Origin of the sequence: Xylophilus sp. ASV27, assembly GCF_016428875.1 — a bacterium.
Lineage (GTDB): Bacteria > Pseudomonadota > Gammaproteobacteria > Burkholderiales > Burkholderiaceae_C > Xylophilus.
On sequence record NZ_JAELTO010000327.1, the window covers coordinates 1 to 379 of the forward strand.

Annotated in this window: 1 protein-coding gene; it reads right to left on the bottom strand. The window is 67.3% G+C overall.

The annotated features are described in order from the left end of the window. Positions 1-107: 107 nt before the first annotated feature. A partial coding sequence (locus JHD63_RS23160; RefSeq protein WP_198973152.1) for an outer-membrane lipoprotein carrier protein LolA occupies positions 108-379 on the bottom strand: 272 nt, incomplete at its 5' end.

Below are 379 nucleotides of genomic sequence, written 5' to 3' on the forward strand. Positions count from 1 at the left end.
CCCCCCCCCCCCCCCCCCCCCCCCCCCCCCCCCCCCCCCCCCCCCCCCCCTTTTTCCATGCCCCCCCCACCACCCAGCCCTACACTAGGTTCTCTTCGTCGGCAGCGTCAGATGTGTATAAGAGACAGGATCACATCCGCGCCCGCAGGCGGCTTGAAATCGAAGGTGCTGGCCGGCAGCGCGGGGTTGGATTGCAGGTTGCGAAAGCTCAGCACCGAGCGCTGGCCTAAGCTGTCCAGGATGTCGAGCGCGGCGAGCTGATCGTTCTTGAAGCCCACGCGCACGCGCTGCAACTGGCCGTCGCGGCTCTTGGGCGTGGCGCTCACCCACTGCAGGCCGTCCTGATCCTGTCTCTTATACACATCTCCGAGCCCACGAT